The organism is Stutzerimonas azotifigens DSM 17556 (genome assembly GCF_000425625.1).
GTDB classification, from domain to species: Bacteria; Pseudomonadota; Gammaproteobacteria; order Pseudomonadales; family Pseudomonadaceae; genus Stutzerimonas; species Stutzerimonas azotifigens.
Genome location: NZ_KE384414.1, coordinates 110,174 through 136,401 on the forward strand (window position 1 = coordinate 110,174; position 26,228 = coordinate 136,401).

The 26,228-nt window shown below is 55.1% G+C and carries 22 protein-coding genes and 3 pseudogenes; 15 read left to right on the forward strand and 10 right to left on the reverse strand.

What is annotated here, in order from left to right; all coding sequences use genetic code 11:
- Positions 1-27 precede the first annotated feature (27 nt).
- Positions 28-660: an HAD family hydrolase gene (locus tag H610_RS0117685; protein WP_003292660.1), complete on the reverse strand. Its 633-nt coding sequence runs from the start codon at positions 658-660 to the stop codon at positions 28-30.
- 57 nt (positions 661-717) lie between these two features.
- Positions 718-1,521 (reverse strand): annotated as a pseudogene (tcmP, locus tag H610_RS0117690) (three-Cys-motif partner protein TcmP); the annotation flags it as partial.
- Between tcmP and H610_RS25140 the strand changes: the two are divergent.
- Positions 1,519-1,824: pseudogene (locus H610_RS25140) on the forward strand (tyrosine-type recombinase/integrase); the annotation flags it as partial. The pseudogenes tcmP and H610_RS25140 sit on opposite strands and share 3 nt — an antisense overlap.
- 613 nt (positions 1,825-2,437) lie before the next feature.
- On the opposite strand, the gene H610_RS25605 reads toward H610_RS25140, so the two are convergent.
- Positions 2,438-3,484, reverse strand: coding sequence for a hypothetical protein (locus H610_RS25605; protein ID WP_015275572.1), 1,047 nt, complete (start codon positions 3,482-3,484; stop codon positions 2,438-2,440).
- A 198-nt stretch (positions 3,485-3,682) separates the two neighbouring features.
- Here H610_RS25605 and H610_RS25145 point away from each other — a divergent pair.
- From H610_RS25145 to H610_RS25155, 13 genes and pseudogenes are all read left to right on the forward strand, one after another.
- Positions 3,683-3,787: pseudogene (locus tag H610_RS25145) on the forward strand (integrase); the annotation flags it as partial.
- Between the two features lie 494 nt (positions 3,788-4,281).
- Positions 4,282-6,645: a heavy metal translocating P-type ATPase gene (locus H610_RS0117710; RefSeq protein ID WP_015275571.1), complete on the forward strand. Its 2,364-nt coding sequence runs from the start codon at positions 4,282-4,284 to the stop codon at positions 6,643-6,645.
- A gap of 86 nt (positions 6,646-6,731) precedes the next feature.
- Complete coding sequence (locus tag H610_RS0117715; protein ID WP_003292653.1) at positions 6,732-7,112, forward strand: hypothetical protein; 381 nt, start codon at positions 6,732-6,734, stop codon at positions 7,110-7,112.
- A 92-nt stretch (positions 7,113-7,204) separates the two neighbouring features.
- Positions 7,205-8,458 (forward strand): TolC family protein, encoded by a 1,254-nt coding sequence (locus H610_RS0117720; protein ID WP_003292652.1) that lies wholly within the window; start codon positions 7,205-7,207, stop codon positions 8,456-8,458.
- Positions 8,455-9,906: an efflux RND transporter periplasmic adaptor subunit gene (locus H610_RS0117725; RefSeq protein WP_015275570.1), complete on the forward strand. Its 1,452-nt coding sequence runs from the start codon at positions 8,455-8,457 to the stop codon at positions 9,904-9,906. Before H610_RS0117720 ends, H610_RS0117725 begins: the two co-directional genes overlap by 4 nt.
- Entirely contained in the window at positions 9,903-13,067 is a 3,165-nt protein-coding gene (locus tag H610_RS0117730; protein WP_003292650.1) for an efflux RND transporter permease subunit, read from the forward strand. The genes H610_RS0117725 and H610_RS0117730 overlap by 4 nt, the downstream gene beginning before the upstream one ends.
- Positions 13,064-13,420: a copper-binding protein gene (locus H610_RS0117735; RefSeq protein ID WP_003298789.1), complete on the forward strand. Its 357-nt coding sequence runs from the start codon at positions 13,064-13,066 to the stop codon at positions 13,418-13,420. Before H610_RS0117730 ends, H610_RS0117735 begins: the two co-directional genes overlap by 4 nt.
- 142 nt (positions 13,421-13,562) lie before the next feature.
- Positions 13,563-13,880: a co-regulatory protein PtrA N-terminal domain-containing protein gene (locus tag H610_RS25150; protein ID WP_003292648.1), complete on the forward strand. Its 318-nt coding sequence runs from the start codon at positions 13,563-13,565 to the stop codon at positions 13,878-13,880.
- A gap of 32 nt (positions 13,881-13,912) precedes the next feature.
- Positions 13,913-14,170: a DUF2933 domain-containing protein gene (locus H610_RS0117745; RefSeq protein ID WP_003292647.1), complete on the forward strand. Its 258-nt coding sequence runs from the start codon at positions 13,913-13,915 to the stop codon at positions 14,168-14,170.
- A gap of 23 nt (positions 14,171-14,193) precedes the next feature.
- Positions 14,194-14,424 carry a hypothetical protein gene (locus tag H610_RS0117750; RefSeq protein WP_003292646.1) on the forward strand — a complete coding sequence of 77 codons (231 nt, stop codon included), beginning with the start codon at positions 14,194-14,196 and terminating at the stop codon, positions 14,422-14,424.
- Positions 14,425-14,514: 90 nt separating this feature from the next.
- Positions 14,515-15,888 (forward strand): heavy metal sensor histidine kinase, encoded by a 1,374-nt coding sequence (locus tag H610_RS0117755; RefSeq protein WP_003292645.1) that lies wholly within the window; start codon positions 14,515-14,517, stop codon positions 15,886-15,888.
- 204 nt (positions 15,889-16,092) lie between these two features.
- A complete protein-coding gene (locus H610_RS0117760; RefSeq protein ID WP_226924959.1) occupies positions 16,093-17,661 on the forward strand; it encodes a hypothetical protein in 1,569 nt (522 codons plus the stop codon).
- 544 nt (positions 17,662-18,205) lie between these two features.
- On the forward strand, positions 18,206-18,661 hold the full coding sequence (locus tag H610_RS25155) for a DUF305 domain-containing protein (RefSeq protein WP_003292642.1): 456 nt from the start codon (positions 18,206-18,208) through the stop codon (positions 18,659-18,661).
- Here H610_RS25155 and H610_RS0117765 read toward each other — a convergent pair.
- The 7 genes from H610_RS0117765 to H610_RS25170 all read right to left on the reverse strand — a co-directional run bounded on the left by H610_RS0117765 (position 18,636) and on the right by H610_RS25170 (position 25,038).
- Entirely contained in the window at positions 18,636-19,361 is a 726-nt protein-coding gene (locus H610_RS0117765; RefSeq protein WP_003292641.1) for an SDR family NAD(P)-dependent oxidoreductase, read from the reverse strand. The two genes, H610_RS25155 and H610_RS0117765, sit on opposite strands and share 26 nt — an antisense overlap.
- 378 nt (positions 19,362-19,739) lie before the next feature.
- Positions 19,740-20,069, reverse strand: coding sequence for a four-helix bundle copper-binding protein (locus tag H610_RS25160; protein WP_015275568.1), 330 nt, complete (start codon positions 20,067-20,069; stop codon positions 19,740-19,742).
- 478 nt (positions 20,070-20,547) lie between these two features.
- Positions 20,548-21,357 (reverse strand): c-type cytochrome, encoded by an 810-nt coding sequence (locus H610_RS25165; RefSeq protein ID WP_003292639.1) that lies wholly within the window; start codon positions 21,355-21,357, stop codon positions 20,548-20,550.
- 9 nt (positions 21,358-21,366) lie between these two features.
- Positions 21,367-22,365: a copper resistance protein B gene (locus H610_RS0117775; RefSeq protein ID WP_015275567.1), complete on the reverse strand. Its 999-nt coding sequence runs from the start codon at positions 22,363-22,365 to the stop codon at positions 21,367-21,369.
- A complete protein-coding gene (locus H610_RS0117780; RefSeq protein ID WP_003292637.1) occupies positions 22,355-22,657 on the reverse strand; it encodes a hypothetical protein in 303 nt (100 codons plus the stop codon). The genes H610_RS0117775 and H610_RS0117780 overlap by 11 nt, the downstream gene beginning before the upstream one ends.
- Positions 22,658-22,669: 12 nt before the next feature.
- Positions 22,670-24,511, reverse strand: a complete 1,842-nt coding sequence (locus tag H610_RS0117785) for a copper resistance system multicopper oxidase (protein ID WP_003292636.1) — start codon at positions 24,509-24,511, stop codon at positions 22,670-22,672.
- Positions 24,512-24,828: 317 nt separating this feature from the next.
- Entirely contained in the window at positions 24,829-25,038 is a 210-nt protein-coding gene (locus tag H610_RS25170; RefSeq protein WP_015275566.1) for a co-regulatory protein PtrA N-terminal domain-containing protein, read from the reverse strand.
- 424 nt (positions 25,039-25,462) lie between these two features.
- Here H610_RS25170 and H610_RS0117790 point away from each other — a divergent pair, with 424 nt between their 5' ends.
- The gene (locus tag H610_RS0117790; protein ID WP_003292635.1) at positions 25,463-26,143 is read left to right on the forward strand and encodes a heavy metal response regulator transcription factor; all 681 of its coding nucleotides are present in this window, start codon (positions 25,463-25,465) and stop codon (positions 26,141-26,143) included.
- The last annotated feature ends 85 nt before the right edge of the window (positions 26,144-26,228 follow it).

The following is a 26,228-nucleotide window of genomic DNA, read 5'->3' on the forward strand; positions in this document are numbered from 1 at the left end:
GCGTCAGCTAAAACTGGCGACGCCGCTTTAGCCGTTGGCGGATGGTGGGTATTGCAGAACGTGGGCTGCAAAGTCCATCAGCGAGACGAAGCCGCACTGATCGGCTTTTCCTTCACGCTGTAGGTGGTAGCCCCGCATGCCTTGCCCAATTGGACCAAGCATATCGGCTTGCAACGTGTCACCGATCATTGCGATAGCGGAGGCTTCGCAGCCAAGCTGTTCGATCATCTGACGATAGATTGCGGGCTCAGGCTTTATTGTCCCAACCTCAAAGCTCCATCCGTAAACATCGAACGACGGCAGTAACAGTTTGGCCGGAATCGCATATGGGGCTGCGAGATTGGAGCACAACGCGAGATTCAGGCCGGCGTCCTTTAGCTGATTTAGCGACTCCAACGCATCATCGAAAAGGCGAACGCTGGCCAGCTCGGTGAAAAGGTCGCTTTCAAGGCTAGCTAACTCAGAGTTGCTCAACTGCGCACCGAAATAATCGGCAGCTCCAGCCAAGCCCAGATTTCGAGTCATCAGAGTCCGTGCGTCATCCGGCCTTGGTGTTTTGCCCTGAAGCCGCAGGTTCTGCATCAGTTGGCGGAAAGGATGGCGGCGCTCACCTATCTGGAGAAGCGTGCCAAACACATCGAAAACTACTGCTTGTATCATGCCGGTACCTCTACCGTTGGAGGCGAACCGCCCACCCGAAGAGCGATGCCGCCCCTCTCAGTTTTCTGAACTGGATTTCTTCAGAGGTGGCACGAAGAAGATGGGTCTTTGCGGGGGCGCTATCAGGATATCTGTCGACTTGATGCTTGTGCCTTTTCGACGCCTTGTTTTGCCGTTCTTGTCGACCGCCAGCAGATCACCGGTCGCGACAGCAATGTCGAGTGCCTGCTTTACGCGAAGCTCGTCAGCCATGGTGTAGTTGGTCAATCCGCTCATCAGGCCCAAAAAAGGTTGCCGTTCTACCTCGTAGACCTGTTTGGGCAAGAGCTCCGAAAGTTCTCCTCGGATGCGGTCATTGGTAGCATCGTCGAAATAATGCTCATCCAACAGCAAATCGTGCTGACCTGTCACGGCGATATCCCGATTGGCGTCGTAGCTGAAAAAGCTGGAAGGCGACAGCATATGGGAAAAGTTGTTGCCGTATTTCCAGTGGATCTTCTTCATCACATCGTTAGCGCGGTAGTTGTTCGCCAGATGGATAAACCAATAGGCCATCGGGTTGCTGCCGGCCGGACGAATGAAGAAGACGGTCATGTACTGGGCACCGCTTTCCTGCTTGATCCCCTCGGACAGATAGCGCTGGATCAGGTATTGCCAGCTCCGTGGCTGATGCGCCTTCAGCTGTTTAAGCATGTCCCATGGCACATGCTGATCCAAGCCGATATTTGCAATGGCTTTCCGGTTCGCTTGGCGGTCGGCTAGATACGTAACCAAAAAATCGACATTGAAGGTCAGCAGGACCTCGGCTTTGTTGAGATTCTGGAAAATCCATTTGATCTTAGGGAACGGCACATCGCCATACATCATGCCCAGCCCCGCAGCGAGGATTGCCTTTTTCCGAGCCGGCTGCATATCTCAGACCATCTATCCACTCGTCAATACGCTCGTATCGTCAAAGGTTGGGTGAAAGCCATTGGCCCTGATCCAGCCCTGTATGGCATTCACACAATAAGACGTACGAAGGCATCGCTGATCTATCGCAGGACGAAGAACCTGCGGGCAGTTCAACTGTTGCTCGGCCATACGAAGCTGGAGAGCACCGTTCGATATCTGGGGATTGAGGTCGATGATGCCCTAGAGATGGCGGAACAGACCGAGGTTTGACCATGCATAGCGACGGTCGAAGCCAGGCCGTCGCTAACCGGCCAATAGCCGCCCTAGTCTGCCCACCAGTTCGGTATGACAGATGCTAGGCCGGTCAGGGCGCCGACTACCCCAATCATGATGCTACTCCAGAAGGTTACCGGCTCGCGGCGCTGCCTACGCTCCTCGCGGATGTCTGCCCTGACAATGCGAATGCCAGCATCTGTGAGATACCTGGGCTCCCGCGGGTCGCTATCAAATTCGACTCGCCCCCAGAAAGTCCTGTCATCGCGATCAGGCAGTGGGACACCGAGGCGGTCTGCCTCTATCATCCAGTACTCGGTCAAGATCAGCAGCCGCCATTCGTACAGACTGTCCGACTTCTGAATATAGTCCTGAAGCTGTCCATCCTGTTCCGGTTGGACGGTGTGGGGCGGGTGCATCTTCTCCAGTTCGGACCTGGCTTTTTCGCACTTGGCCAACTCAGATCGCATCACTCGGTAATGCTTTGTCCACATCGCTCGCCCCTCCCTTGGAAGAGCGCGACGCTACCTGACTGCAAATCTGAATACCACCTTGCCCGGCCGAATCCTTGCCCGATGCGCGGCCGGCGGGCGTGCCGTGGAGTATAGGGCTAGCCCAAAATAATAGGGGATGGAAGAATCGATTGAGCATTCGGCTGAACGTATCGTCGGGATAATAGGCATTTAGTAAAATTCAATGCCAATGCTTCGGAATCAGTGGTAACTCCCGGCTGTAACATGCTACCGCGCCCTTCGACAAGAATGGCTGCAAACGACAATAAGCTAATTAAATTAAAAAGCCGCAAGAAATTACTCGGTGTTGCGTAGCCTTTAAAGAATCCATGCGCAATCCCATGCCGATTTAAAACAAAGTGCGATGGTAACGACTCTGTATGACCGTAAAAACACCCACGGAAGTACATTTCCATGCTCTCCAGCATCTGCACTCGCTCATGATATCGACTTAAATAGTTTATCGTTAATTCCTTGTCTGGATACCAATCATAACCTGCGACCAGTCGTTTCAACTCACCTTGCTTTATTCGATGAAAAACCTTTAGAAGCGTCTCTATATTCACGGCATCCTTAACTGGAAGAGAGACGTGCTTTCCAAGCTCTCTTAGGAACCCTTCTATGCAAGGCAGAATTCCAACAATTGCCACGCCGTACAGACCCAGACAGTATGCCTTTACAGCCTCAATCAGCTGTTCTTGATACTGAGCAAAAGTGATGCGCTGAGACCATGCCCCACAAATCAGGTCGGCCATTCGTGGGGGCGTGTACATTTCCAACAGCATATTATTCGCGTGAGCGTACCTTTCCTCTTCACTGTTGCTTTTCGAGATTTTTCCGCCGTATTCAGATAGAAATCCAAAGCTATGATATGGGGGGAGTACTATCTCAGTAGTCGCAAACGTATCTCTGTACCAAGCTAGCCCAGAGCCCACTTTGATTTCCGAAAGATCTCTTGGAAAAAATGCACACTCACCAGATGAAACAATTTTATATCCGCGAATATCCCGAAAACAGCTCAGCTTCGCTTCCTGCAAACTATCAAACTCATGCTTCCCTCGATGTAAGCAAGCTTCTACTGCTTTTATTCCTCGCCCCAGCGCCATCGATTTTCTGCACTGCTTGTAAGCCTTAGCGAAGTCCATAGCTGCCCTTGTTATTCGACCCACTGATTCGATCGAACCTACCTGACAACACCTAGCCACGCAAACCATCTGCCGGCGCAGCCCGGCGGTAATGACTGACACGCAATTATTAGACGAATTTGAACGTCAGCTTCTGGCCGGTTAGCGACCATTGCTCTGGCTAGCCATCCTTGTCCTCCCACACGTGGAGGACTTGCCATGAACATCATCGCTACCTGGAGCCGTCAGCCCTGGAACAAAGGGAAATTGGTCGGGCAGAAAATCCCGCTCCGACTGAGAGATATCTGGGCGATCCGAGTAAGGGGTCATGCCGAGATATAAGTAAAATTCACTCACTTCGCACGTAACGTGTTGATGCCAAGAGAATTTACCAAATCGACCGCACAGCCTCTGATCGTGGACTATCTTTTCTGACTCCTCAGAAAAGGAGTTCCTATGGCTTCATTAGAGCGTACGGCGTATCCCACTCTGCCAAAGGCGTATTCAAAAGCAGAGTACCTGCGCTTAGGCTTTTGCACGGTTCGGTATTCATCAAAATGAAGCGGCCGAGCATCGAACAATGGAGGCATAGGCTAGGCCAGCAGGCGGTATCTGCGCGAGCTACTTTTCCAGCAGCTCGCTTCAACATACATACGACCTGACATACCAGAGAACCTGACAGAAATGTAATGGTTACTTCAGCCTTTGGTCAGGACGCTTTGCATATATTGGCTGTCAGACGCTGCAAGCATTGAAAAACCGCAAATGTCCCTGCAATAGGCCAAGTTCGTCGCTAACCAATCCATAAGGTGCCCCGTATGTCCTCTCAGCAGTGCCATCACCAGCCCGACCAAACGAAAGGTACTGCAGCACTCACAGACCCCGTCTGCGGGATGAAGGTGGAAGAGGATAGCGAGCATCAAGAGCATTATCAGGGAAGCACTTACCGCTTCTGCAGCCAGGGTTGCCAGACCAAGTTTCGTTCCGACCCTGCTCGATATCTCGCTGCACCGCAGGCTCATGGAACCTCCTCTCGGGCATCTACCCCACCCGCACAGAAACCACCCGCCGGTGATGCAACGACAGAGTACACCTGCCCGATGCACCCTGAGATCCGCCAAATGGGTCCAGGTGATTGCCCTATCTGTGGGATGTCATTGGAACCTCTGATCCCTGAACTCGACGAGGAGGAGAATCCCGAACTCAAGGACTTCTCGAAGCGATTCTGGTGGTCTCTGCCCCTGACCGTAGCAGTAACCCTGTTGGCAATGGCGGGACATGCGATACCGCTGTTTCACGGGGCTAGCCAGAACTGGGTTGAACTGGCCCTCACGACCCCGGTTGTCTTGTGGGCAGGCTGGCCATTTTTCGCGCGCGGTCTCGCCTCGGTCAAACATCGCAGCCCAAACATGTGGACCTTGATCGGGCTTGGCACGGGGGCTGCCTATATTTACAGCGTCGTAGCAACCCTCTTACCGAGCATGTTTCCAGAGTCATTCACAGTAGGCGGCCGGATAGGCGTTTATTACGAAGCCGCCGCGGTGATCATTTCATTGACTCTGCTGGGCCAGTTGCTGGAATTGAAGGCCCGCTCGCAGACGTCCTCGGCAATTAAGTCCCTGCTTGGCTTATCACCTAAAACCGCTCGCCGTATCGCCAAAGATGGTTCAGAGGAGGACATCCCGCTCACACATGTTCATGAGGGCGACCATCTGCGCGTTCGTCCTGGTGAAAAGGTACCCGTTGATGGAGAGGTATTGGAGGGCGAGAGCGCCGTCGATGAATCCATGCTAACGGGCGAGCCGGTTCCGGTGACGAAGCGGACAGGCGATTCGCTTATCGGCGCGACGATGAACACGAGCGGCTCGCTTGTCATGCGAGCCACCAGGGTTGGCTCCGGGACTATGCTTTCACAAATCGTCCAGATGGTTGCGAATGCACAACGCTCCAAAGCACCCATGCAGCGAATGGCAGACACGGTTGCAGGTTATTTCGTGCTGACGGTCATCGGTATCGCCTTGCTGACATTCTTTGCATGGGGCCTGTTCGGGCCTGACCAGGGCTGGGTATTCGGCCTGATCAATGCAGTTGCGGTTTTGATCATTGCTTGCCCTTGCGCACTTGGCCTGGCAACGCCTATGTCGATCATGGTTGCCACAGGCAAAGCGGCTGGAAGTGGAGTGCTTTTCAGAGACGCAGGCGCCATCGAAAATGTCCGTAAGGTAGACACGCTGATTGTCGATAAAACAGGAACCTTGACCGAGGGCCGACCTGTCTTCGATCGGGCCATAGGCGTCACGCCGTTTGACTCGCAGGAAGTCATCCGTTTGTCTGCCAGCTTGGATCAAGGTAGTGAGCATCCCCTAGCCCACGCGATCGTAGACCATGCCAGAAGCGAAGGTCTCCAGCTGGCGAAGCCAGAGACCTTCGAGTCAGGGTCAGGGATCGGAGTCCGTGGTCTGGTGGAAGGCAAGCAGCTACAGCTAGGCAACACCGCGCTTATGGAAGATGCGGGTGTGAGCGTCGAGCCGTTGAAATATCAGGCAGAAAAAATGCGCGAGAGCGGTACCAGCATTGTGTACCTGGCTGTTGATGGGGCACTTGCCGGCTTGCTGGCCGTATCGGACCCAATCAAACCGACTTCCAAGGAAGCTGTAGCGCGGCTCCAAGCGGAGGGCGTGCAAGTCATCATGGCCACCGGCGACGGGCTTACCACTGCCCGCGCGGTGGCTCGTGAGCTATCGCTCGATGAGGTGCATGGCGAAGTGAAGCCGCAGGACAAGGAGGCGCTGGTGGTTAAGCTACAAGCCCTAGGTAAAGTAGTCGCCATGGCAGGCGACGGAATAAATGATGCGCCGGCGCTCGCCAGGGCTGATGTCGGCATAGCGATGGGCACGGGCACTGACGTCGCCATGAACAGCGCCCAAGTTACGCTCGTTAAAGGTGACCTGATGGGGATACTGCGCGCGCGCACGCTTTCGGTGGCGACGGTTCGCAATATGCGTCAGAACCTTCTGTTTGCCTTTATGTACAACGGGTTGAGCATCCCGATTGCCGCAGGTCTGCTCTATCCGTTCTTCGGACTGTTGCTGTCTCCGATGATTGCTGCCCTGGCCATGAGCCTCAGCTCAGCATCGGTTGTGTTCAACGCACTCCGGCTCCGTCAAACGCGTGTAGTTTGAAGCCTGTCGGCTTAGGCTTAGGCTTCGGTTGCGAAGCGACCGATTGCCTCATTGATTGCTCATGAATTGCCCCGTAAGTTGGAAATATGACGTCCTACATGCGCTCCTTCCTTATCCTGCTGCTAGTGCTTGCGCTTCAGATCAATGGGATAGCGGAAATGCTCATGACGGTTGGATCGTCCGGGCATCACATGATGTCCGATATGGAAGGTGTGGGCGCCATGACGACCGACCACGCTTCGATGGTTGGCGCCGATGACGGTGCTGAACACGAGTGCTGTGAAGCGAATGAGCATGGAACGGCGACCGTCTGCAAGACGGGCCAAGAATGCAAAACTGCAAGTATCCTTCAGCTTGTCTCAATAAAAGCCCAGCTGATGCCTGCTGCTAAACCCGTGACCACTCCCTATAACGGCCTGATCCCCTCTAGCCTTTTAGACGCCGTCTGGCGTCCACCCCGCGTCTAATTCCGATCAAATTATAGGAACCGCCCGAGTGAGCATTCGGGCCGGCTACTGCGCGCCTTTGGCTCGCATGAAAGATCAGGAATCCTTCGCAAATGAAACCCCGTATTTATTGGGCGCCGCCGTACGTGGCCGCCTTGATCATGGGCGCGCTCTCGTTTCCAGGGTTAGCGTCCGCTTTGACCTTAGAACAAGCTCTGAGCGTGGCCGAGCAAGACGCGCCTTCGCTGCATGCGCAAGCCGCCAACCTGGTGGCCGCACGCAGCGCTGCAATCCCTGCCGGCGAGCTTCCTGACCCTAAACTTAAGCTTGGACTGCAAAGCGTGCCCATCGAAGGTGACGCTCGCTGGCAGTTGGAGCAAGAGGCCATGACCATGCAAATGGTTGGGGTCATGCAAGATGTGCCAAACCGAGCGAAAAGGCGCGCTCGTGTCGAGGCCGCGCAGGCTAGTGTTGCGCTCGCAAACGCCCAGCAAACGGTTGAACGTCTCGGTGTGCGCCAAGCAACCGCCGAGGCATGGATCGCTAGCTTCGCGGTCGAGCAGAAGCTAAGCCTTTTCAAGCAGCTTTACAGCGAGAATCAGCTCCTTTCGCGGGCTGTTCAGGCCCGCATTGCTGGCGGCAGCGGACAAACCGCAGACAGCGTACTTCCGAGGCAAGAGGCAGCATTGCTGGCTGAACAAGAGGATGAGCTGCTGCGTAACCAGGCTGTTGCGCGGGCCGGCCTCCGGCGCTGGATAGGCGAGCTAGCAGGCCAGCCGCTTACAGGTGACTGGCCGCAATGGCTTGCCGCCGTTGATAACTATCAGCACAACCTGAACCGGCACCCGGCGTTACTCGCCTTCGACCCGATGACTCGTGAAGCGGAGGCAAAGGTTCACCAGGCCATCGCAGAGAAAACACCGGATTGGAGTTGGGGGATCGACTACCTGCGACGTGGCCGTGAGTACGGCGACATGGTGAACCTCAGCGTCAGCTTCGACCTGCCGCTGTTTACCAGCTCTCGGCAGGATCCGAAGATCGCGGCCGAACGAGCTCGCCTTGCCCAGATCGAGGCTCAGCGCCAAGCGACCTTGCGCCTGTACAACCAAGAGCTGAGTACTGACCTCGCTGAGTATCAGCGTCTGGACCGCGCACTCATCCGCCTCGACAAAACCTTACTACCCCTCGCTGAAGAGAAGGTCCGCCTTGCCATGGCCGATTACCGCTCCGGAAGCGGTGAGCTGACCGCTGTGATCGAAGCGCGACGACAGCTTGTGGAGACCCGGCTACGGCGTATTGACGTCGCCCGCGATCGATCGTTGAGCAATGCCCGCCTGCATTTCGCCTTTGGAGATACCCGACCATGACATTCCAACACAAGCGGCTGGTACTCGCCTTCAGTCTGCCTCTGATGATTAGCGCTGCAGCGCTAATCGGTCTGCCTACCGCAGCCTTCGGACAATCGCCTGCAGAAGAAGACAAGGAAGTGCTCTATTGGTATGACCCTATGGTCCCCCAGCAAAAGTTCGATAAGCCGGGCAAGTCGCCATTCATGGATATGGAATTGATTCCACGCTATGCAGATGAGGGAAGCGACGGGGCATCGATCAGTATCGACCCGAGCGTGACGCAGAATCTCGGCGTGCGCTTTGCAACCGTAACGCGTGAATCGATCAGCCAGTCGCTCGAAGCGACAGGCGCATTGATGTTCGACGAGCGAGACGTGGCGGTTGTGCAGGCGCGTGCCGGTGGCTTTGTCGAGCGCGTTTACGACCGAGCACCGGAGGATGTCATCGAAAAAGGCGCGCCGTTAGCCGATCTGCTGGTTCCCGAATGGGTTGCCGCACAGGAAGAGTACCTGGCGCTCAAAGGGATTGGCGAACCCCAGCTGCTCGCAGCGGCTCGCCAGCGGTTGCGCCTTGCTGGCATGCCGCCAGAAGTCATAGTGCAGCTAGAACGAACTGGTAAAGCGCGCCCTGTTTGGACAGTGAGGAGTCCAATAGGCGGCGTGCTGAACAGCCTCGACGTTCGCGAGGGCATGACCGTATCCACTGGTGCGTCTCTGGCACGTGTTAATGGGCTGGAAAAGGTATGGTTAGAGGTTGCGGTGCCTGAGGCGCAGGTTGCAAATGTGGCGCCTGGGCAGCTGGTCAACGCGCGCCTCCCGGCCTTTGCAGGTGAAGTTCTGGAAGGGACGATCCAGGCCGTACTACCACAAGCCAACTTGGATAGCCGTACTGTGCGCGTCCGGGTTGAACTGCCTAATCCGCAACAACGGCTTCGTCCCGGCATGACGGCCGAGGTGACGTTGAGTCGCAACGTCGAAGATGTCTTGGTCATCCCGTCCGAGGCGGTCATTCGCACCGGTCGGCGCGCATTGGTGATGCTGGCCGAGGATCAAGGCCGTTACCGCCCGATTGAGGTTCGCACAGGCCGGGAATTCGATGACCAGACAGAGGTGCTTGAAGGGCTGGAAGCCGGTCAGAAGGTCGTGGCGTCCGGTCAGTTTCTCCTGGATTCAGAGGCGAGCCTACGCGGGCTGACCGCTCAGGGTTTGGAGGAGCCTGCAACTTCTACAGAACCTGCGCTGCACGAGGCTGAAGGTACGATCGTCAGCCTGGAAGATGGCATGGTTGGCCTGTCGCATGGGCCGTTCAAGACGCTGAACATGCCTGGGATGACAATGTCCTTTCCGGTTGCAGATCAATCGCTCCTAACAAAGTTGCAGACCGGCGATCACGTCCGTGTCGGCGCGCGTGAAAGCGAAGAGGGCCTGGTCATTGAGCACATCGAGAAGCTGGGGGGCCAGCGATGATCGCAGCCATAATTCGCTGGTCAGTGGCCAACCGCTTTCTGATCCTGCTGGCTACTGTGTTCGCGGTGGCTTGGGGTGTCTGGTCGGTCAAAAACACCGCTGTTGATGCATTGCCAGACCTTTCCGACGTTCAGGTCATCATCCGCACGCCATACCCCGGGCAGGCGCCCCGGATCGTTGAGAATCAGGTCACCTACCCACTGACGACGACCATGCTGTCTGTCCCCGGCGCAAAGACGGTCCGCGGCTACTCCTTCTTCGGGGATAGCTACGTGTACGTCCTGTTTGAGGACGGCACCGACCTCTATTGGGCCCGTTCTCGGGTGCTGGAGTACCTGAGTCAGGTGCAGAGTCGGCTTCCCGCCGCCGCCAAACCCGCTTTGGGCCCTGACGCCACAGGTGTCGGCTGGATCTACCAATATGCTTTGGTAGACCGAACGGGCAAACATGACCTCTCGCAGCTGCGCTCTTTGCAAGATTGGTTCCTGCGCTATGAGCTCAAGACACTGCCCAACGTGGCGGAAGTCGCGCCCATAGGCGGGATGGTCAAGCAGTATCAGGTCGTACTGGATCCCGTGCGCATGGCAAGCAGGGGCGTGACGCAGCAGCAGATTGCAAAGGCGATCGATGAAGCCAACCGTGAAACCGGCGGGAGTGTTCTGGAACTCGCAGAAACCGAGTTCATGGTCCGTGCGACCGGGTATCTCAAGACACTCAAAGACTTTCGAGCCATTCCTTTGCGTCTCGACGGCGGCGTGCCTGTGACGCTAGGGGACGTTGCGCATATCCAGCTCGGCCCGGAAATGCGCCGGGGCATCAGCGAGCTTGACGGTGAAGGTGAGGTAGTCGGCGGCGTGGTGATCCTGCGGAGCGGCAAGAACGCTCGGGAAACCATCGCTGCCGTTCAGACCAAACTGGATGAGCTGAAAGCGAGCCTGCCCCAAGGCGTCGAAATCGTCACGACGTACGACCGTAGCAAGCTGATCGACAGTGCCGTTGAAAACCTCACGCACAAGCTCATCGAGGAGTTCATTGTCGTTGCGTTGGTTTGCGCGATTTTTCTGTGGCATCTGCGCTCGTCGTTGGTCGCCATCGTGTCGTTGCCGATCGGCATCCTGATTGCTTTTGTGATCATGCAGCGGCAAGGCATCAACGCCAACATCATGTCGTTGGGTGGCATCGCGATCGCCATCGGAGCGATGGTCGATGCAGCAATCGTCATGATCGAAAACGCCCACAAGCACATTGAGGCCTGGCACAAGCGGCATCCTGACTCCACCTTGAAGGGCCAGGAGCACTGGAAGGTCATTACTGACGCGGCTGTTGAAGTGGGGCCGGCACTGTTCTTCAGCCTGCTGATCATCACGCTGTCGTTCATACCAGTGTTCACCCTGGAGGCGCAGGAAGGCCGGCTGTTCGGTCCACTGGCGTTCACCAAAACCTATGCAATGGCAGCCGCCGCGGGCCTGTCTGTCACGCTGGTTCCGGTGCTCATGGGGTATTGGATCAGGGGCAAAATCCCTGACGAACACCGTAATCCACTCAACCGTGGCCTCATCTGGATCTACAAGCCGGCCCTGGACGCGGTACTGCGCTGGCCCAAGATGACTCTGCTGGTGGCTGTTCTGGTCTTCCTGACAGGCTTGTGGCCGGCCTCTCGCCTTGGTGGGGAGTTCTTGCCCCCGCTGGATGAAGGTGACCTCCTTTATATGCCCACTGCGCTTCCAGGCCTCTCCGCTCAGAAGGCTTCTGAGCTACTGCAGCAGACGGACCGGCTCATAAAAACGGTTCCAGAAGTTGCACACGTGTTCGGTAAGGCTGGTCGAGCCGACACCGCTACAGATCCCGCCCCGCTGGAAATGTTCGAGACGACCATTCAGTTCAAGCCGAAGGATCAATGGCGCCCTGGGATGACGCCTGACAAGCTGGTTGAGGAGTTGGATCGCACCGTACAGGTACCTGGATTAGCCAATCTGTGGATCCCGCCGATTCGAAACCGTATCGATATGCTGGCGACGGGTATCAAGAGCCCGATCGGGGTGAAAGTGTATGGCACTGACTTGGCACAGATCGACAAAGCCACCCAGGCAGTGGAAAAAATCGCCAAAACGGTGCCTGGGGTCAGTTCGGCACTTGCTGAGAGACTGACCGGCGGCAGGTATATCGATGTGGATATCGATCGTGTCGCCGCCGCACGCTACGGCCTGAATATCGCGGACGTGCAATCGATCGTGGCCGGTGCCATCGGTGGTCAAACCATTGGTGAAACCGTGGAAGGGCTCGCCAGGTATCCGATCAACCTCCGCTATGGCCGCGAGTGGCGCGACTCGATATCCGATCTGCGCAACCTACCGATCTACACGCCGCAAGGCAGCCAGATCACGTTGGGGACCGTGGCCAAAGTACAGGTGACAGACGGACCGCCCATGCTTAAAAGCGAAAACGCAAGGCTGTCGGGCTGGGTTTACGTCGATGTTCGTGGCCGCGACATGGCGGCTGTGGTGGGCGATCTGAGGGAAAAGATCAGCAAAGGGGTCCAGCTCGAATCCGGCATGAGCATCAGCTATTCCGGCCAATTCGAATTCATGGAGCGAGCTAACGCGAAGCTGAAGCTCGTCGTGCCGGCTACCTTGCTCATCATTTTTGTCTTGCTCTACCTCACGTTTGGGCGCTTTGGGGAGGCGTTGCTGATCATGGCCACGCTGCCATTCGCCCTAACCGGTGGCGTCTGGTTCCTCTATTTGCTCGGGTACAACCTATCCGTAGCGACAGGAATCGGTTTCATCGCACTGGCAGGCGTTTCTGCTGAGTTCGGCGTCATTATGCTGCTGTATTTGAAGAACGCATGGACAGATCGGGTTAACGCTGGAGCCCATGGCGAAGGCGTACTGCTCGACGCAATCCGCGAAGGCGCTGTGCAGCGGGTGCGCCCCAAGGCCATGACCGTAGCAGTGATTATCGCCGGTCTGCTGCCCATCCTCTGGGGTAGCGGAACCGGCAGCGAAATCATGAGCCGCATCGCCGCGCCCATGGTGGGCGGGATGATCACCGCCCCTTTGCTCTCCCTGTTCGTTCTGCCGGCAGCTTACCTGCTGATGCGCCGCCGGCAATTGCGAGTTACCACCCAGCAAGCAACCAACCCCACTGGAGAACATCCATGAACATTAAGCACATCACCCTTGCCTCACTCTTCCTGGTGCCAGTCGCCTATGCCGCCGACAAGGAGCCAATGGACGGCATGCCGATGGATCACAAAGGCATGAACATGCCAATGGACCAGAAGTCGGCGGGACAGACCGCTACAGCCACAGGTACGGTCAAGAAAGTAAACACCGAGAGCGGAACCGTCACCATTGCCCACGGCCCGGTCGAAGCGTTGGGCTGGCCGTCGATGACGATGGGCTTCAAAGCAAAGCCTGATCAGCTCCAAACGCTGAAAGAAGGGGACCAGGTCGAATTCGAGTTCTCCTCGAAAGGTATGGATTCCACCATTACGCGCATCGAAAAGCAGTAAAGAGCAGAAAGCGACCGCCGCAGGCGCGGCGGTCGTACCAACACGAGAATGAAGCGATTACCGCTTTGTAACCTTGGCAACAGCTTCTTGTAAGTAGCAAGCCTTTAATCTACAGGCATCAACTAACCAAGAGGTGCAAACCATGAACCGCATAACCAAAGTAATCGTTCCTTTTATTCTGACCGTTGCTTCCTCGCTTGCAATGGCCGAAGGCGGAAGCGAACGTACGCTGAATCGCTTAAATGACTCGGCAGGAGCAAAGCCCACCCTTAAGGAGCTTGTCAAAGAGGGTCAAGTGCTGAGCATCGCACCTGCAGGGGCGACCGGCACGACTCGAATGATTCAAAACTATAGAACTAGTGCCCAAGTCCAGACGTATGAGATGAAGGTCAAGACCCCCGACGGGAAGATCCATACGGTAGAGTTCCTGAGCACCCCAGTTGGCGTGAACAATGGCTAATCTGCCAAGCTTAATATCCGAGGGATAGTTAGATGAGCAGCATAATATCCAAGATTAAAAGCGTACTGCAGCGCAATCCGGTCGTAACGGGGTTAACCGCAGCTGTGGTTGGCTACATGCTACTGAACCAAAGCACTGCGGCGTTGGCAACAACGCTGCCAAGCCTGCTCTTTCTCTTGCCCTGCTTGTTGATGATGGTCGTATGCATGAAGCATATGTCTAGCGGTAAGTGCGACAAGCCCAAGGAGCCCAACGTTGGCGAAAACACCTTGTTAAGCAAAAGCGAATAACCCACTGAACTTAGAGATTTAACATGCGAAAGGCCATCACCGTTACAGCAATCGCAATCACCTTGGCGAGCGGACTGAGTTTCGCAGCGGCAGATAAAGCGGACCAAAGCCATTCAGAAACCGGCATGATGAGCGGCGACAAGCATATGGAAATGATGGGTGACATGCGTGGAATGATGAAAGAGTGTCGTGAGATGATGGGGGCCGCCAAAGCCGACCACTCGCAAAATGGCGAAAATCCAGACGCAGCATAGGATATGAGGGTGTGAGTAACAATGATCGAAGCAGGTGGGGGGTGCCCCACCTGCTTTTTTGTGCTTGATGGCCTAACCAGGACCGTACTGATGGGAAAAGTGTCACTGACGAGCAGAATGGCGATAGCTTTCATGCTCGTGGTTACGGTTGTGCTGCTGGCGGCCGCAATCAGCTTTAATTATTTTTGTCAGCTCCATTTCGAACGCAAAGATGCACAAGTGCTTAATGAAAAGGCCGCTGCAGTAGAGCGTACGCTACTCAACAGCTCAGCATTCGGGCCTGAGACCGCTTCAAGGATCGATGCCGTTATTGAGCACTCCTTTGGCTTCGCGACTGCGGTTGTAGTAGACGGTAAGACGGTTTACTCCCATCACAATCTGTCTGAGAGCTTGCTACCTCTTGTCACAGACATCCAAGAGGAACGCTGGACGGTAAGTTTCGGTGGCCACCAGTACAGCGGAATTACCAGAAAAGTAAATCGGTGGGTAGAAGGGCAGGACACTGTTATCTATTTGGCTTTGGATGTAACGCACCGAATCCACTTCTTCGATATGATTCAGCAGTGGTTTGCTTATACGCTTGTCGTTAGTGCACTTCTGAGTGGCGCGTTAGGTGTTGTTCTGATCAGGAAAGGCTTAAAACCAATAGACGAACTGTCCAAGACTTCTTCTACAGTAACCGCCCACTGCTTAGATACCAGAATTCCAACCGAGTCGGTGCCAGGCGAGCTGCATGAACTCGTAGACAACTTCAACGAAATGCTTTCGCGCTTGGACGACTCTTTTCTCAGATTGTCAGGTTTCTCAGCGGATATCGCGCATGAGCTAAGAACGCCGCTGAACAGCATGCTTACCCAAATGGAGGTCGCGCTCTTGCGCGACCGCGAGAATACCGACTACAAAGACATTTTGTATTCCGCCCTCGAAGAACTTAGGCGCATGTCAAAGATGGTCGATGACATGCTATTCCTCGCCAAGGCGGACAACGGGAAGATTACGCCCAATGCCGAAGATGCCAGCATGGCTGAGATTACCGCGAGCGTTATCGAATATTACGAGCTTGCAGCCGAGGACAAAAAGGTAGAAATCGCGCTTTCAGGCGATGGATCGGTACATGGCGATAAATCGATGCTGAGACGGGCCGTCTCAAACATAGTCTCTAACGCAGTTCGATATGCAGAGGAAGGCAGCACCATCAGCGTTGAAATAAGCGAGAGCGGTGGCTCGGTTTGCACAGCCATATCCAACCGAGGCACAACGATTCCAGCCGAGCTTCAGGCCCGAGTGTTTGATCGATTCTATAGGGTCGACACCGCAAGGCGCGAAGGAACCACCATGAATGCGGGCCTCGGCATGGCTATCACTCGTTCGATAGTCGAAGCGCACAAAGGGCGCATCGCTTGCGAATCAGCTGAGGGGCATACGACTTTCACAATGACGCTTCCAAAGCTTATGTCTAGTTAATGGCAGAGTGCCAGCAACGACCCTGACCTACGCTCATAGAAACGCCAGGCTGAACCGAAAGAGGCCGAGACTTTCGAAGCTGTATGTTTGGTTCTGGAGGTTCCCGTGCAAGCGTCCTCATCGAGAAAATGCGGTACGACAGCCGCAGCGCTCAACGAAGCGTGCTTCTGCGTAAGCCTAGATCAAGCTGCGCTCGTAAACTCATTGACCGAACAGCTTGGGAATTCAGAGCTGTCGGAGCTATTGAAGTCACGTTGCCCTCATGTGTTTGCAGCACGACCGGTCTTTGTTTCATCCTTGCGGCTGCGCCAGGTTAATGAGGTTATTCAGGCCATCGAGCAGACCGTGAGCTCGCCCGGTTGGCGTGAGCATGCTCTGGATTCTGCACCTCCTATTGCCCGACACGATCCTCGGGGCGCGCGCGGCGTCTTCTTTGGCTACGACTTCCATCTGGATGATGACAAGCTTGGGCTCATCGAAATAAACACAAATGCGGGCGGAGCGATGCTAAACGTATTGCTCGCCCGCGCGCAGCGTAGTTGTTGCAGCGGCGTAGTCGGGCTTTCGCCAGGTCAGGAAGGACCCGGCGGCTTCGAGCGTTCGATTCTGGATATGTTCGCCCAGGAATGGTCTACGAGCGGCGAGCCACGTCCGCTCACGCGCGTGGTGATCTTGGATGAAAGCCCACAAGCCCAATACCTGTATCCGGAGTTCCTTCTTTTTCAGCGGTTATTCGAGTCAGCAGGAATCGACTGCCTAATCGCAGACCCAGCCGATCTGGCCTTTCACAACGAGTCCCTCTTGGTCGACGGAAAGCCTGTGGATCTCGTCTACAACCGACTCACCGATTTCTATCTGGAAGGCGACAATTGCAGCGCGCTGCGCAGCGCTTATTTGGCTGATGTCGTGACGGTAACGCCACACCCTCAGGCCTATGCCCTTTACGCCGACAAACGCAGGTTGGTTGACCTAACCAACGCACGTTTTTTGGAAGAGATTGGCGTTGATCAGCAAATCCGAACCGTATTGGCCCAATACGTCCCGCTTACCGTTCCTGTCGGGCATGGTAATGCAGAGCACCTGTGGCAAAACCGCCGTAGCCTCTTTTTCAAGCCTGTCAGCGGGTATGGTAGTCGCGGTGCATACCGAGGAGACAAGCTCACCAAGCGCGTTTGGGAAGAAATCGTTGGCGGAAACTACGTGGCCCAGTCCCTTGTAGCTCCTGGCGAGCGTAGAATCGTCGCCGACCCTCAGGTACGATCGATGAAGTTTGATCTGCGCGCTTACGCTTATGCTGGCGAGGTGCAGTGGAACGCTGCCAGGGTCTACCAAGGCCAGACGACCAACTTCAGAACAGAGGGGGGCGGTTTTGCTCCCGTTTTTACCTTAGGCGAGGAAGAGGAGCGAGCCGGTTCTACAGAGCAACGGTCGCACGCCTCGTTCATGTTCTTGCTCGACGAAACCGGCGCCGTAGAGGAACTGCCGCACCCGCTATATCTGGCGCTGGTTCGAGCCGAAATGGCTACTTCTAAGCTTGCCGGTAAGCGTTTCCGATTGGCGGACTGGTATGTGGCAATGGAAGATGGCCATCCTTCCGAAGTCATCCGAGAATTGTACGGCTGGGTTGCTTTCGACGCAGATGGCGCCTACCACCCTGAAGTTGGCCCACCAGAAAATGGTCAGCCAAATAGTATTGGCAATGTTGACTCATCTGCCCTGCCAACACCGGAAGAACATGATCGAATCGAAGGTCTGTTGTTTCAAAGTGAGTGAGGTCCCGCGCGCCACGAAAGGCGCGGCTTGGGACAGAATAACCTCGCCGCTCAGTTTTGGAGCCAGCTACACCCAGCCGTCTTAGCCGCCACACATCTAATGTGCGAATACTAACCCTGCGGTCACACTCGACAAGAACGTGGCATATGCTGGGTGCTGAATTGTTCTCTCCGAGTGTTCTATTGCTCACGATAACTCTTTGGGCTTGCTAAGCCGAGTAGTCGGGTCTCAAGGCTTGAAGGCCATCTTAGTGGGCCCGCTCTTTCGCGCAGTGGTCCATAGCGCGACGTTGGTATTGTCTGCTTATAAGCTATTAGCGATTGATTAGTTCAGGGGAACATTACGCGTAGTACAGCGCTGGCAGCGCTTTAAGCCGGTCTTAAAGCGGTCGATGATTACATTTTTGTAAGCTTCTCAAAAAATCGAAACCTCATCATCTTCGGCTTGTCCGTTTTTAGGAGAGCATTCGAAAGCCACTTCTAAGCAGGGCTGCGCGAACACGTTGAGTCGCCGATCCAGCAGCAATCATTAAAGAGGTCTAACTATGCAAATGTCTTACTGGCGCTTTGCAGCGATGGTAGCCACGTCTACGATCATTATGTATGGCGTGATGTACTTAAATACTTACTCGTTCGAGCATGTTTTTTGGAGCGAGACTCGCGCTTGGATGGCATTAGTGATGGGCGCGGTAATGGCAGTAGTCATGCTCGCATTCATGCTCAACATGTATAAGCGTAAGTCAGTAAACCTAGCGATATTGGCAGGAAGTGCAGTAGCTTTTACCATTGCACTATGGCTTGTACGTGGGCAAGCGACGGTAGACGACACGGACTACATGAAGGCCATGATCCCCCACCATTCCATAGCAATCCTAACAAGTGAACGAGCTCAGATTTCAGATCCTCGCGTCCGCAAGTTAGCTGACGAAATCATCGACGCTCAGCGCCGAGAAATCGCAGAAATGAAGTCCCTGATCAATGAACTAGAAAGGGCAAATTGATTCCCAGAAACGGTGTGTCCACAGCCCAGGGCATGACGGTGGCGACATTGATGGTCTCGCTACCGCTCAGGCGAATCTCCTCAGCGATTGCCGCGCCGAGATTTATGACGCCACCTTTGGTCGCTGCGGAGGAGGCATGATAAGCCAGCGGTATCTCGCTCTCGACTGAGCCCACGTTGACAAGCGTGCCGAAGCCTTGAGCTCTGAACTGGCGCATGGCTGCGTGGCTGCCATAGATCATGCCCTTAAGATTGACATCCACGATCCGCGCATGGTCCTCGACGGGAACGTCCTCGAAACGACCCAGCGCTCCGACCGCAGCGTTGTTAATCCAAACGTCGATCCTGCCGAAACGCTCGATGGCGGCTCGTGCCAAGTCCTGCATCTCGTTCGGGTTGCTCACGTCGGTGGTCACCACCAGTGCCGATCCTCCAGCCATGCGTATCTGCGCGGCCAGTTCTTCGAGCACGTCGGTCCGGCGGGCCGCTAGCACCACGTCGCCTTGCAGAGCGGCAAGCTTGAGCGCCACGCCGCGGCCGAAGCCACTGGAGGCACCAGTGATGACAAAGGTTTTGCGAGCAACGCTTGGCTGGTCGCTTGGTTTCAGGCGCGGGGAAACGGCGCAGCCACTGAGTTGCAGAACGGCGAGCAGTACTAGCAGCAAAGCCAATCGCTGCGATGGGAATATTCGCAAAACCATTTTCGTTTTCTCCCAGCAAAATAAGGTCGCATGGCCCGCTTGGTTGTTGTTGGACCGCCTTTTTGCCAGGAGCTTTCATGCTAATTCACTCAATTAGTTTTCAGCGCTCAATCGGGAGACAGTGGCAAGAGAATAGACCGTTACGGTGGCGATCATCGGTGGCTAAGTAAGAGTTGCTAGCGCGTAACTATCGTATTTCGCTTTGGAATGAAATGCTGCTGGACAGGGATTGATTCGCTCTTGGCAGTTGCGGGTATCGTACGCACTTTTTCGATATGTCATGGAGGCGCGAACATTAAGCGCACCATGGCTTTTCTTATTCTTCGAGGGGCTCTGACACTCCCAATTTAGTAGTGCCAGAGCAGTGAGTTACGGATGTTATCCTGCCATACGCTCACATTCCTCAGCGCAGTTCATGCACGCCTTCGCACACTCTTGGCAATGATCCATTTCATGCTTCGCGCATTCCTCTCCGCATGCACGGCAGATCTTGGCGCAAAGGGCGCAGAACTTCTTAGCATATTCACTTTCGCGGCTCATCAGTGTGGCAGCCAACCTGCAAATGTCCGCGCAGTCGCGGTCAAGCTCGATGCAGCGAGCCATCATTTTTACATCATCCTCGCGTAGGCAAGCAGAGGCGCACATTTCGCACACTAGGGCACAGTTCGAACAAGCTTGGATACAGGATGCGAACATTGAGTTTGTCATTTACGTTCTCCAGGGTTCGATAGTTGTATTTCGTCGTTTGGTTACTGGCCGATATGGCTCATCAGCCTGTTAGCAGACACTGAATTACGACACGCTCCTACCGAGCCCGTTTCGAAAAACCTCATTACAATGTTGTAAGGTAAGTCCAACCGCACCGGGGATCTGCGGGCGCAGTTGGTGGCGATGTGGCCGTCAGATTGCCTGTACGGCTTCGCTAGTCTGTTCGAGATGATTGAGTTGAAAATGAGGGAGCTCCCTGTCGCCACGACTGGGAGCATTCGTTGGGGAACGGCCGGAGCGCAAGCCGCTTAACTAGGTAAGTTACTGGCCTTGCGGCCTAACTTTTAGGAAGGAAGCAATTGCAAAGCCCTCCGGTACCGTTGCGTCGACTAGGATGGCCTAGGGCCGATCCTCTGCTTGCTGAACCGCCTTTCTTAGAGCCTCGATCAGAACCGCATAGGCACACATATACCGGATGTTAGTGCTCGTGTTGCTTCCCGTCTGCGTGCACATGGTTTTTTGAAGGGGATTTGCCTTCCGCATCGGCACTGTCACTGCCATTGCTGTGCTCAACCGCCTGGGGCTCCTCGGACGCATGATGGTCATCGCTTTCGTTATTACCATGATGACCGGAGCCTGATTGGCCGGATGCTCCACCTGTGCTGCTGGAGCCATGGTGATCCGAGCCGCCACTGTCGCCCTGATGGTGGTCGCCCGAGGCCATCTCGCCGTGTTGCTCACTATGCCCAGCTGGGGTCTCCCCACCACCATGCTGGTGACCACCGCTAGACGCAACGAGTGCTCGATACGCTCCTTCATCTAACTCAGGAAGCTTCTGCAGAAAAGCCACCATTCCCCAGATGTACGGGTCAGCCATGCTTTTACCCCACGCGGGCATCCCAGTGGCCTTAATGCCATGCTTGATGACCCAAAATGTTTTTGCTGGGTCATCGTATGGCCCCGCTTCAGCCAGGCTGGGTGGAGCGGGATAAAGGCCATTGCTTAGCTCGGTCTCAGCCATGCCTGGCGCCAAATGACAACCCACACACATCGAGTCGTAGTTCCCCGCCCCGGCGCGGATTTGGTCTTCATCGTCGAGAGATGGCACGACTATGTCTTCGGAGCGAACCTCAATCGAGCGATTGCGAGCAGTTTCCAGGAATGCGTGCACGACTCCCGTATGAGGATCATCCGCGGCAACGTTTATTAGTCCCGAGAAAACAACACCGGCCACCACCAACAGGCCTAGTGCGCAGAAGGCAGCGAAGCTAATAATTATTCTTTTCATCTAGGGTCCTTAAAACCAAAGCCTGATGCCAGCAACGAACCGCGCCTCATCTACGTCTTCGCCTTCATCTCTCGCCATATCGGCGGTATTACCGTATGCCCGGCTCCACGTGACGCCGATGTACGGTGCGAACTCACGAACGATTTCGTATCGGAGGCGGAGCCCCACCTCTGTGTTTGCGAGACCAGCGCCTACTCCGCGCGCAGGATCGTCCTTGCCATAGAAATTGAGCTCGGCAGTCGGTTGGAGGATCAGCCGGTTAGTGAGGAGAATGTCGTACTCGCCTTCAAAACGTGCTGCTGTCTGCCCACCTTCACCGACGAAGGCGGTGGCTTCCGCCTCAAAGTTATACAGAGCCATCCCCTGGACGCCTAAAGCCGCCCACGTCTGCGGCGACTCGGGCTTAAAGTCCTGGCGAACACCTGCTACCACATCCCACCAGGGGCTGATGGCACGCCCGTAGAGCGCCTGAATTTCCGCATCTTCAGTAACGCCATTCGTTCGCTCACCTTCCGAGCGAAACCAGAACCGATTGATATCGCCACCAACCCAGGCAGTAGCTTCCCAACTGAGGGTGCTACCTTCATTTGCGTTCTGGTACTCAAGTTGATCTAGCAGAAGGAACCAGGCCAGATACTTGTCATGGACTGTATGACCTTGAAGACCAGGGAAAGCCGCTTCTCTATCCGCATCGGTCAATACTGGAATGAACGAGGGATGAACCATGCCGGGCATTTCGAGCGTATCGTCATGCTTCATTTGGCCATGGTTCATCGTGCTATGGTCCATCGCACCATGACCCATCGCAGAATGGTCCGTTTGCCCACCGGAGCCATGATTCTTAGCTGCGGGCTTCGCTGAAGATGCAGGGGCTTGAGCTGCCTCAGCAGGAGGGGTTTGATGCATCGAATGATCCATCATCTCGGCAGCGTTGGCTGTCCCTCCAGCCGCTGCGCTCAACGAAACTCCGAGCGCAATCAGAGCAAAGCGAGAAGGTCTAGTGGTCATGGTGCGAATCCACCTCAGTATCAGTGGCCTTGGGGTCATGATCCATCTTGCCGTGCTCCATTTCTCCATGGTCCATCGAGCCATGATCCATGTCGTCGTGGTTCATTTTTGAGTTAGAGGTGCCTTGTGTCTGAGATGCCGGCTTGTTGCCTGGATTCTGCGATGAAGCCGATGATTGCTTGTGCTGATCATGCTTTTGCTCTGCAAACGCAGCTGACATATTCATTACGCCCAGCAGACTGAACATTAACGCGCTGCCGATAAGAGTTTTACGCTTCGTAAAATTTCCCATATAAAGTTCCTCTTACTCGTCCACTCGGACTTCACGAAACATGCCCATTTCCATGTGAAGCAGTAGGTGACAGTGATAAGCCCAACGCCCGAGCGCATCGGCTGTCACGCGGTAGCTGCGCTTCGAACCTGGAGGCATGTCGATCGTGTGCTTGCGAACCATGAACTTTCCATTCTCATCTTCAAGATCGCTCCACATACCATGCAGATGAATCGGATGGGTCATCATGGTGTCGTTGACCAAAGTGATGCGTACCCGCTCGCCATATTTGAGCCGCAGGGGCTCCGAATCAGAGAACTCTATACCGTCAAATGACCAGGAGAACTTCTCCATGTGGCCGGTGAGATGGAGTTCGATCGTCCGACTGGGCTCACGGCCGTCCGGATCGGGGAAAGTGCTTCTCAAGTCGCTATAGGTCAGGACTCGGCGGCCGTTGTCTCGTAAGCCAATACCGGGATCGTTCAGCCTATGAGTTGGGCTCATGGTCTGCATGTCCACCAGTGGGTTATTGGACTCTGAGGGCGGGTGCGATTGCATACCTGCGCTCATCCCAGCCATTCCAGAGTGGTCCATCCCGGACATCCCACCCATTTTGCTGTGATCCATGCCGGCCATTGCGCCCATGTCGCCCATCCCTTGCATGTCACCGTGGTTCATGCCGGACATGTTGCTATGGTCCATCGCGCCCATGTCGCCGCCATGGTCCATGCCCGCCATACCGCCCATGCTGCCGTGATCCATCCCCATGTCGTCCATGGTGATTAGTGGTCGAGGATCGGTTTCTGGAACAGGAGCGCTCAGCCCTTCGGCAACCGCTAGCGTGCCACGGGCGTATCCTGTGCGATCCATCGATTGGGCGAAGATCGTGTAAGCCTCCTCGGTCGCAGGCTCGACAATCACATCGTAGGTTTCTGCCACGGCAATGCGGAATTCGTCGACGCTAACTGGGTTGACGTATTGGCCATCGGCTGCGACTACAGTCATCTTCAGCCCTGGAATGCGGACATCGAAATAGCTCATGGCCGAGCCGTTGATGAACCGCAGACGAAGCTTCTCGCCGGGCTTAAAGATGCCGGTCCAGTTCCCGTCGGGTGCTTGGCCGTTCATTAGATAGGTATAGGTGTAGCCGCTTACGTCGGCGAGGTCGGTGGGACTCATTTTCATCTGAGCCCACATTTTCCGATTCGCAATCGTAGCGGCCCAGCCGTCTTCGCTCACATCGTTAATGAAGTCTCCGACAGTGCGCTTGTGGAAGTTGTAATAATCGGACTGCTTCTTGAGCTTAGAAAGGATTCGAGCGGGATCCTCATCGGACCAATCAGTCAACATCACCACATAGTCGCGGTCATAGCTGAACGGTTCGGGATCCTTCGCATCGATGACCAAGGGACCATAGACACCAAGCTGCTCTTGTAGGCCTGAATGACTGTGGTACCAATAGGTACCGTTCTGTTTAACCTGAAACTTGTAGACATACATGCCATCGGGAGCGATGCCGTGGAAGCTCAATCCAGGCACGCCATCCATGTTGGCCGGCAGGATCATGCCGTGCCAGTGAATCGATGTATCTTCGCTCAACTTATTTCTGACTCGCAGCGTGACGGTATCCCCTTCACGCCAACGTAGAAGCGGCCCTGGGATGGTCCCATTGATAGTCATCGCTGTCCGGGCCGCGCCGGTGATATTGACCGGCGTCTCCCCAATCAGCAGATCGAACTCCGTGCCACTTAGTACGCTGGGCTGGCCTGGGCTAGTCACTGCCCAGACCGGAGCTCGCCACAAGCCAAGACCGCCAAGGATGCCTGCGGCAGTCAAGCCTTTAACAAAGGTTCGCCTAGAGGTTTTACGTTGCATGTGTAGGTTCCAATCAAACTAAGGAGCCAAGCCGAAACCAGCCGTAAGGTTGGTGTTGCCAGCGTTAATTGATCTTAGAAACTCGCGCACGGTCTGTCTTATCAAGCGACTCGCCTTTAATCGTAAATATGGCATGCCTAAGAAAGACGCGGGATTACATTTTTGTAAGCTTAAAGCGCTTCAGAAATCGCCCAAAAAATCGCCTGTGAGCATGTCAATCTCCAGGTGGAAGCTGCGCAATGGCTTTTGATTTCCGTGCAAGGATCCGGTTGCAACGATACTCAAGGTGCATGGTCACAGTTGCGTAAGGTTTCGCTTCAGCAATTAGCGTGGGCGTGCTTCGCTGAAGTTGCTTTTGAGGCTACCTCCTGGGCTTGGTCCTTCTGGTCAGCCTGATAACTAGCGATCGCTATTTGGCGAGCCTGCTCCATACGAGCAAAGGTACGATCACCACCACCTTCTGCCATTGCATAGGAAGAGCTTGCTGCGATGGCGAGCAGTACAGAAACGGATCTGAAGAATTTCATTACTTGTTACCTCGTTCGAAGACATGGGAGACCCAGCGCAGCTCCATAAATAGGGGCTTTGGCTTGGTCCTGTGTCTAAGCTAACCGAGCGTTCCTGTCAGAAGCCTGATTTAGACATTACGGTTTCGTCAGTAATGCATAAAAGCAGTGAGCCCAAGCGAAAGCGCAGGTAGCGTGCATGGTGCCTTTTCGTTCAGGCAAATAGGTCTTGTTTCCAGCGGGCAAAAAAAGGGCGCCATCTAGGCGCCGATAGGCCAAAGGAGCATGGAAAAGGCCAAAAAGCAGAGTGTGGGAGCAACTGCTGATGTAGACGTTAACGCTACAAGCTGTCAGACAGATGATGCGAGCATTACGTTTCTGTAAGGTACTGGCTGCACGCCCTGACAATCGGCACACTGCTCCAAATGCCGGAGGGAATACTTTCATGAAGCTTCTTGTTGCTGAAGACGAGCCGAAAACAGGCACCTACCTACAGCAGGGGCTTTCAGAGGCAGGCTTCACAGTCGATAGAGTTGAAAACGGGACCGATGCTGCTCAGCACGCGCTTCATACCACATACGACTTGCTCATCTTAGACGTGATGATGCCTGGCCTGGATGGGTGGCAGGTTTTACAGAAAGTCCGCGCTGCTGGTAATGAGGTTCCCGTGCTCTTTCTCACCGCCCGAGACGGGGTTCAGGATCGAGTAAAGGGATTGGAGTTGGGCGCTGATGATTATCTCATCAAGCCGTTCGCCTTCTCCGAATTGCTAGCCAGGATCCGTACGTTGCTTCGCCGCGGCAATAATGTCCCCAACCAAACAATACTCAAACTCCTCGACCTTGAGGTCGATCTGCTCAGGCGTCGAGTTACGCGATCGGGGAAACGAATAGACCTAACTGCAAAGGAATTCGCACTTCTTGAGCTATTACTTCGGCGTCGCGGGGAAGTGCTCTCAAAGTCCCTTATCGCCTCCCAAGTATGGGACATGAATTTCGACAGCGATACCAATGTGATTGAGGTGGCGGTACGACGGCTGAGAGCAAAAATCGATGATGAGTTCGAACCTAAGCTCATACAAACCGCGCGTGGGATGGGCTATTTGATCGACGCGCCAGACCCCTAGAGCGAAATGCTCGGCATTTCACGCGATGGGCCAAGCTACCGGTACCGATGCGGTTAAGGCGAGCCACCGAGCAAGGAGCGGTGCC

What these genes read in the sequence shown, in the direction of transcription:
- H610_RS0117685 (WP_003292660.1), bottom strand. Translation starts at nt 660, where the DNA reads ATGATACAAGCAGTAGTTTTCGATGTGTTTGGCACGCTTCTCCAGATA.
- H610_RS25605 (WP_015275572.1), bottom strand. Translation starts at nt 3,484, where the DNA reads ATGGACTTCGCTAAGGCTTACAAGCAGTGCAGAAAATCGATGGCGCTG.
- H610_RS0117710 (WP_015275571.1), top strand. Translation starts at nt 4,282, where the DNA reads ATGTCCTCTCAGCAGTGCCATCACCAGCCCGACCAAACGAAAGGTACT.
- H610_RS0117715 (WP_003292653.1), top strand. Translation starts at nt 6,732, where the DNA reads ATGACGTCCTACATGCGCTCCTTCCTTATCCTGCTGCTAGTGCTTGCG.
- H610_RS0117720 (WP_003292652.1), top strand. Translation starts at nt 7,205, where the DNA reads ATGAAACCCCGTATTTATTGGGCGCCGCCGTACGTGGCCGCCTTGATC.
- H610_RS0117725 (WP_015275570.1), top strand. Translation starts at nt 8,455, where the DNA reads ATGACATTCCAACACAAGCGGCTGGTACTCGCCTTCAGTCTGCCTCTG.
- H610_RS0117730 (WP_003292650.1), top strand. Translation starts at nt 9,903, where the DNA reads ATGATCGCAGCCATAATTCGCTGGTCAGTGGCCAACCGCTTTCTGATC.
- H610_RS0117735 (WP_003298789.1), top strand. Translation starts at nt 13,064, where the DNA reads ATGAACATTAAGCACATCACCCTTGCCTCACTCTTCCTGGTGCCAGTC.
- H610_RS25150 (WP_003292648.1), top strand. Translation starts at nt 13,563, where the DNA reads ATGAACCGCATAACCAAAGTAATCGTTCCTTTTATTCTGACCGTTGCT.
- H610_RS0117745 (WP_003292647.1), top strand. Translation starts at nt 13,913, where the DNA reads ATGAGCAGCATAATATCCAAGATTAAAAGCGTACTGCAGCGCAATCCG.
- H610_RS0117750 (WP_003292646.1), top strand. Translation starts at nt 14,194, where the DNA reads ATGCGAAAGGCCATCACCGTTACAGCAATCGCAATCACCTTGGCGAGC.
- H610_RS0117755 (WP_003292645.1), top strand. Translation starts at nt 14,515, where the DNA reads ATGGGAAAAGTGTCACTGACGAGCAGAATGGCGATAGCTTTCATGCTC.
- H610_RS25155 (WP_003292642.1), top strand. Translation starts at nt 18,206, where the DNA reads ATGCAAATGTCTTACTGGCGCTTTGCAGCGATGGTAGCCACGTCTACG.
- H610_RS0117765 (WP_003292641.1), bottom strand. Translation starts at nt 19,361, where the DNA reads ATGGTTTTGCGAATATTCCCATCGCAGCGATTGGCTTTGCTGCTAGTA.
- H610_RS25160 (WP_015275568.1), bottom strand. Translation starts at nt 20,069, where the DNA reads ATGACAAACTCAATGTTCGCATCCTGTATCCAAGCTTGTTCGAACTGT.
- H610_RS25165 (WP_003292639.1), bottom strand. Translation starts at nt 21,357, where the DNA reads ATGAAAAGAATAATTATTAGCTTCGCTGCCTTCTGCGCACTAGGCCTG.
- H610_RS0117775 (WP_015275567.1), bottom strand. Translation starts at nt 22,365, where the DNA reads ATGACCACTAGACCTTCTCGCTTTGCTCTGATTGCGCTCGGAGTTTCG.
- H610_RS0117780 (WP_003292637.1), bottom strand. Translation starts at nt 22,657, where the DNA reads ATGGGAAATTTTACGAAGCGTAAAACTCTTATCGGCAGCGCGTTAATG.
- H610_RS0117785 (WP_003292636.1), bottom strand. Translation starts at nt 24,511, where the DNA reads ATGCAACGTAAAACCTCTAGGCGAACCTTTGTTAAAGGCTTGACTGCC.
- H610_RS25170 (WP_015275566.1), bottom strand. Translation starts at nt 25,038, where the DNA reads ATGAAATTCTTCAGATCCGTTTCTGTACTGCTCGCCATCGCAGCAAGC.
- H610_RS0117790 (WP_003292635.1), top strand. Translation starts at nt 25,463, where the DNA reads ATGAAGCTTCTTGTTGCTGAAGACGAGCCGAAAACAGGCACCTACCTA.